The organism is Oceanisphaera psychrotolerans, from assembly GCF_001870485.1.
Classification (GTDB): domain Bacteria; phylum Pseudomonadota; class Gammaproteobacteria; order Enterobacterales; family Aeromonadaceae; genus Oceanimonas; species Oceanimonas psychrotolerans.
Genome location: NZ_MDKE01000010.1, coordinates 70,387 through 76,501, shown reverse-complemented (window position 1 = coordinate 76,501; position 6,115 = coordinate 70,387). Strand labels below are relative to the sequence as shown.

Sequence of the window (6,115 nt, the reverse complement as noted above, 5' to 3'; positions counted from 1 at the left end):
GGTGCGGATGGTCGGCTGAGCAGATCCCTTTGCCCTCCTTGATGCTGCAGAGTCATCTGCTGGCCACTCGGAGCTCAAGATGAGGCAACAGAGACGACCTCCCGCGACCGTGAAATGCCACGGATGACATTTCCGAGCCCTCAGGGATGAGTTTATGGCGTGTCGTGGGAGGTGGCTGTGCTGCCTCTGAGTTCGGACTTGAGAAAGATCAGATCTTTATTCAGATTGGTATAAGAGCAGTGGCAAGCCACCGGCGTCAGGTCGCCAGCATATGTGACTGTGAGCCGGGGTTACCTCCGGTTGTTCCGACCGCGCCGGCTCATGCGAGGCTCGCTTTAACATCACACGGAAAGTACCGGCGCGATGCCCATGCACCATGGTTATGGTGTTACTTGCGGCCGACAGCCTGAAAGGTACGGCTTTTCTGCAGGCAATAAAAAACCCACCGTGAGGTGGGTTTTTCAAGGATGATTTGGTCGGCGTGAGAGGATTTGAACCTCCGACCCCTGACACCCCATGACAGTGCGCTACCAAGCTGCGCTACACGCCGAATCGGGACTCACTATATAGGCGTGACTGTCACGCTGCAAGCCTCTTTTACCGATCCCGTTCTGTTTGCCGCTTTCTTGTTCGGCACCGTTCTTTTTTCAATCTTTCCAGCGGATATTCCGACCCGTTCCGGTGCGGTGGCGATTAATGACAACCCCTGCTTGCAGCCGCCTTGTCTTTTGCCATAATACGCGGCCAACGGAGGCGGTAATGAACGAACAAGACGAATACTGGATGCGCCGGACCATGGTGCTGGCGGCAAAGGCCGAAGCGGAAGGCGAGGTGCCGGTCGGGGCGCTGGTGGTATACCAGGGGGAATGTGTCGGCGAGGGCTGGAACCGCTCCATCGGTAGCCATGATGCGACCGCCCATGCCGAGATCATGGCGCTGCGCCAGGCCGGACAGGCCATCGGCAATTACCGGCTGCTGGACTGTACCCTCTATGTGACTCTGGAGCCGTGCATGATGTGCGCCGGCGCCATGGTACACAGCCGTATCCGGCGGTTGGTGTACGGAGCCCCCGATGCCAAGACCGGTGCGGTGGATTCGGTGTTGCAGCTGCTGGCCACGCCGGGGCTGAATCACCTGGTGGCCTGGCAATCGGGGGTACTGGCAGCCGACTGCGCCACTCAGCTCAGTGCCTTCTTCAAGCGCCGTCGGGCAGAAAAAAAAGCCGCGCGTAAACCGGCGGCGGAATAAGTCGTTATAGCAGGATGGCGGCGCCGTTGTTCTTGCCCTGCTCGCCATCGAGCATGATCAGTCGTCTGATTTCGGCGACCTGGACCCGGAAGAATTCGTCCTGGTTATGGGAAAAGATCCCCAGAAAGCGCCCCGTTCGACCAGGGAAACGCTTTGTCTATGGCCTCCTGCAATACCCGCTCGTTGAACGACAGCCAGCTCAGTTCTTTTTGCAGATACCACTTTTCCGTGCTCATTATTATTCCCATCAGAGGAGATGTGTCATTTTTAAGCGACTTTTATGACAGATCCCCATGACAGCTTTATTACGGCCTAAACGAGGTCGATATCGACCACCAGGTCGTCGCTGAGGGCTTCCAGCCTTGCCTGCAAATCGTTCAGGGTCTGACCATGGGGCAGGGTCAGGGTGCCATTGGCTTCAAACAGCGTGATGCCGGTAATGGGGGCGGGATAACTGTCGGTTTTGAGGGTCTTGACGCTGATATTGAGTTGGTTCAGCACGTCGGTGACTTCGTCGATGATGCCCAGCCGGTCGTTGGCGGTCACGGTCAGCTTCAGTTTCTGACCCTGCAGGGGCTGATGCTGACCTTCCAGCAGCTTTACCTGAAAATCCGGCAGCTTGCCCAGGGCTTCACTCAGAGCCTGGCTATGTTCTTCCGGCACCCGTATTTCGACGATGCCGGCGAAGTAGCCGGCCAGCTCGCTCATGGCACTGGCCTGCCAGCTGCCGTGGTGTTGTTTGATCAGCGTGGCCAGTTGTTTGACCAGACCGGTTCTATCGGGACCTATCAGGGTGGCGACCAGAGTTTTCATGGGTTCTCTCCTTGGAAAAATGCGGGACTGTCCGTTGAGGGTAGACGCTGGCGTCATTTTTTACCGGCTTCTTGCCGTCTGTTGATCAATGTAACAAAACTGTCATTTATCTGCCATACAATAGGTGCAACTGGAAATCTATCGAGGTGACGTATGTCGACCCAAACCCAAACCTTGGCGTTGTCGGGCAGCCGAGGACGCTGGTTGAAAGACCGGCTGGCGCAAATAGGCGTGACCAGCGGCGGAATACTGGTGCTGGTGGCGCTGTTATTGATCTTCTTTTACCTGCTGTATGTGGTGAAGCCGATTTTTGACAGCGCTCATGTCGAGGCCGGACAGGAATTCAGCCTGGCGGAGGGGGGCAATACGGCCCTGCTGGGAATAGAAGAACAGAACGAGCTGGTGTACCGCTTCAACGATCAGGGCCTGGTGTCCTTTTATTCGTTGCCTGAAAAAGGCAAGCGTATTCACAGTGTCCAGCTGGACGGCGATATCACCAGTGTCGCTCGTAGCATCAACGACAAGCTGGTCGCCTACGGGCTGGCCGATGGTCGCTTCATGGTGTTGTCGCCCAAATTCAACGTCAGTTACCCGGACAACGTTCGCCTGATTCAGCCCGAAGTGGTGTTTCCCTTCGGCGAAGCGCCGCTGGTGCTCGATGAGCAGCAGCGTGCTCTGCAGCAGCTCAGCATAGCGCGCAACGGAGATGACCTGGCGGCGGCGGCCCTCACCGAAGACGGTGTCGGTCTCTTGACCCGTTTTGCAGGCAAGGAAAACTTCATCACCGGCGAGGTAGAGCTCAAGCCGACCCAGGTGACCATTCCGGGCCTGCCCGAACAGGTGGATCAGCTGCTGCTGACCCCGAACCTGCGTTTCCTGTTTGTACGCAGCGATAACGACGTTTATGTCTACGATGTGCGCAATATCAACAAGGTACGCTTGCGCAACGTGCTGGCAATGAATGCCGTCGGCGGCAACATCACCAACCTGAGCCTGCTGTCCGGCGGCAACTCGCTGCTGGTGGCCAACGACAATGGCAAGATCTCCCAGTGGTTCGAGGTGACCCGCGACGGCAAGCGCGAATTTACCTTTATCCGGGAGTTCGAGGCCAATGGCACCATCGGGCAGGTCGCGTCCGAGGTGAACCGGAAAGGCTTTGTCACGGTATCGGATAACGGCAGCCTGGATATCTTTCATACCACCGGCGGTTCACGTCTGTTCTCCGACAAGCTGGCCGGCGATAACGTAACGGCGCTGGCGATGTCGCCTCGCAACTCCATGCTGCTGCTGATTGACGGCAACCGCCTGTCGACCTTCCATGTGGAGAACGAACATCCGGAAGTCACCTGGCGCGCCATGTGGACCAAGGTGTGGTACGAGGGTTATCCCGAGCCGCAGTATGTGTGGCAGTCCACCTCCGGCAGCAGTGACTTCGAGGCCAAGCTGAGTCTGGTGCCCATTTCCTTCGGTACCATCAAGGCGGCCTTCTATGCGCTGTTGTTTGCGGTACCCATCGCCATCGCCGGCGCCGTCTATACCGCCTACTTCATGTCGCCCGGTCTGCGCAAGGTGGTCAAGCCGACGGTGGAAATCATGGAGGCGTTGCCTACCGTTATCCTCGGTTTCCTGGCCGGCTTGTGGCTGGCACCCTTGATCGAAACCCATCTGCCGGGAATCGTGATCCTGCTGGTGATGTTACCGGTGTCGATACTGCTGATGGCTTTCATCTGGCATCATCTGCCCAAAAATATCCGAAATGCCGTACCCGAGGGCTGGCAGAGCATAGTGTTGCTGCCGCTGGTGGTACTGGTGGGCTGGATGTCCTTTGCCCTCAGCCCGGTGGTGGAAACCATGTTTTTCGGCGGCAATGCCCGCAGTTTCCTGACCAATGAGCTGGGCATCGGCTTCGATCAGCGCAACTCGCTGGTGGTCGGTATCGCCATGGGCTTTGCGGTTATCCCCACCATTTTCTCCATTGCCGAAGACGCGGTGTTCTCGGTGCCCCGGCATCTGACCAACGGCTCCCTGGCGCTGGGGGCAACGCCCTGGCAGACCCTGACCCGGGTGGTGATGCTGACGGCCAGCCCCGGTATTTTCTCGGCGGTGATGATGGGGCTGGGTCGGGCCGTGGGCGAGACCATGATAGTGCTGATGGCTACCGGTAATACTCCGGTGATGGATCTCAGCATCTTCAACGGCATGCGTACCCTGGCCGCCAATATCGCGGTGGAAATGCCGGAAGCCGAAGTCAACAGCTCTCATTATCGGGTGCTGTTCCTGGCCGCCTTCGTGCTCTTTGTATTCACCTTCATGTTCAACACGGTCGCGGAATTTGTTCGTCAGCGACTGCGTGACAAATACAGCTCAATGTAAGGGCGGGATGACTCATGATGAAATGGTTTAAATCGGGGGCACCCTGGATCTGGTTAACCGGCGGCGCGGTCAGCCTTAGTCTGGTGGCGGTGCTGGGGTTGTTGTTGTTGATTGGCTGGCGTGGCCTGACCTTTTTCTGGCCGCATACCATCTATGAATGGGACATCAGCTCGACCGAGGGCGAGCGTTATACGGTTATTGGTGAGATTCACGATCGGGAAGTGGTGCCGGTGGCCCAGCTGCGTGGCTCTGGCCTGGCATTGGAAGGCGTTACCTCCGAGACCCTGACCCGTTATCTGGTCAAGACCGGTAACCGGGAGTTCGTGCAGCTCGACTTTCGCTGGTTGCTGGAGACCGATATCGTCTCCCGCGAACAGCCGGCCGGACTGGCGGTGCTGGAACGCTCCAACCACGGTAATTTTTACGGTTATGTCGAACGGGTGCTGGAAGGGGACAACGCCGTCGGCGGCGATGTACGCGAACAGCTCCGCAGCCGTCTCGAACGGGTTGGTGAGCTGAACAGCCAGATGAAAGCCCTGCAGCGGGGCGAAATCGGCACCATCAACTTCGAGCTGGAAAAACTGCGCCTGAAGCAGCGCCGGCTGGAACTGGATGGCGAAGCCACCGATGAAGCCCTGGCCGGGATCCGGGCCGAGGAGCAGCAACTCAGAACTGATTATCAGGCGCTGGAAAAACAGCTGTTTGCCCTGCGTGAAGAAGCGCGCCGCGATAACGTGGTGGTGCGGGACATGCGCGGCCAGGAAGTGACCCTGTCTCTGGGTGAAGTACTGGATGTGGCCTGGCCCAACGACATGGGGCCGGTGGCCAAAACCCTGCACTGGTTCAAACAGATCGGCAAGTTTGTCAGTGGGGAACCCCGCGAAGCCAACACCGAGGGCGGTGTCTTCCCGGCGATTTTCGGCACGGTATTCATGGTGATACTGATGGCCATTATCGTGACCCCGCTGGGGGTGGTGGCGGCCATTTATCTGCACGAATATGCAGGCAAGAACAACCTGACCAAGATCATCCGCATCGCGGTGATCAACCTGGCGGGGGTGCCGTCCATCGTGTACGGGGTGTTCGGCCTGGGCTTCTTCGTGTATATGGTAGGGGGCTCGCTTGACAGACTGTTTTACCCGGAATCACTGCCTACGCCTACCTTCGGTTCGCCCGGGGTGCTGTGGTCGGCATTGACCCTGGCCATTCTGACCCTGCCGGTGGTGATAGTGTCCACCGAAGAAGGGCTGTCGCGGATCCCGAGCTCGGTACGTCAGGGCTCGCTGGCGCTGGGTGCCACCAAGGCGGAAACCCTGTGGCGCATCGTGATCCCCATGGCCAGTCCGGCGATCATGACCGGTCTTATCCTGGCCATCGCCCGGGCGGCCGGGGAAGTGGCACCGCTGATGCTGGTGGGCGTGGTGAAGCTGGCGCCCAACCTGCCGCTGGACGGTAACTTCCCTTACCTGCATGTGGAACGCAAGTTCATGCACCTGGGCTTCCATATTTATGATGTGGGTTTTCAGAGCCCCAACGTGGAGGCGGCGCGGCCGCTGGTGTACGCGACCTCCTTCCTGCTGGTGACGGTGATTGTGGGCCTCAATTTGACGGCCATCGGTATTCGTAATCACCTGCGTGAAAAATTCCGCTCTCTCGATCAGTAAGTTCGGGACAGCCATCG

The 6,115-nt window shown here is 58.3% G+C and carries 6 protein-coding genes and 1 tRNA gene; 3 read left to right on the top strand and 4 right to left on the bottom strand.

The genetic code is table 11. The features are described from left to right. Positions 1 to 473 precede the first annotated feature (473 nt). Positions 474 to 550: transfer RNA gene (locus BFR47_RS04205), tRNA-Pro, on the bottom strand. A 209-nt stretch (positions 551 to 759) separates the two neighbouring features. On the opposite strand from BFR47_RS04205, the gene tadA reads away from it, so the two are divergent. Beyond that, the gene (tadA, locus tag BFR47_RS04200; RefSeq protein ID WP_071471910.1) at positions 760 to 1,248 is read left to right on the top strand and encodes a tRNA adenosine(34) deaminase TadA; all 489 of its coding nucleotides are present in this window, start codon (positions 760 to 762) and stop codon (positions 1,246 to 1,248) included. A 4-nt stretch (positions 1,249 to 1,252) separates the two neighbouring features. Here the strand turns inward: tadA and BFR47_RS19000 are convergent, their stop codons facing one another. The 3 genes from BFR47_RS19000 to BFR47_RS04195 all read right to left on the bottom strand — a co-directional run bounded on the left by BFR47_RS19000 (position 1,253) and on the right by BFR47_RS04195 (position 2,061). Continuing rightward, positions 1,253 to 1,366 (bottom strand): hypothetical protein, encoded by a 114-nt coding sequence (locus BFR47_RS19000; protein WP_281245936.1) that lies wholly within the window; start codon positions 1,364 to 1,366, stop codon positions 1,253 to 1,255. Then, positions 1,353 to 1,484 (bottom strand): hypothetical protein, encoded by a 132-nt coding sequence (locus BFR47_RS18995; protein WP_281245935.1) that lies wholly within the window; start codon positions 1,482 to 1,484, stop codon positions 1,353 to 1,355. The genes BFR47_RS19000 and BFR47_RS18995 overlap by 14 nt, the downstream gene beginning before the upstream one ends. A 76-nt stretch (positions 1,485 to 1,560) precedes the next feature. Continuing rightward, positions 1,561 to 2,061, bottom strand: a complete 501-nt coding sequence (locus BFR47_RS04195; protein WP_071471909.1) for a glycine cleavage system transcriptional repressor — start codon at positions 2,059 to 2,061, stop codon at positions 1,561 to 1,563. Positions 2,062 to 2,214: 153 nt separating this feature from the next. Between BFR47_RS04195 and BFR47_RS04190 the strand changes: the two genes are divergently transcribed. Both BFR47_RS04190 and pstA read left to right on the top strand, forming a co-directional pair. Next, entirely contained in the window at positions 2,215 to 4,434 is a 2,220-nt protein-coding gene (locus BFR47_RS04190) for an ABC transporter permease subunit (protein WP_071471908.1), read from the top strand. Positions 4,435 to 4,448: 14 nt separating this feature from the next. Continuing rightward, positions 4,449 to 6,098, top strand: coding sequence for a phosphate ABC transporter permease PstA (gene pstA, locus BFR47_RS04185; RefSeq protein ID WP_071471907.1), 1,650 nt, complete (start codon positions 4,449 to 4,451; stop codon positions 6,096 to 6,098). The last annotated feature ends 17 nt before the right edge of the window (positions 6,099 to 6,115 follow it).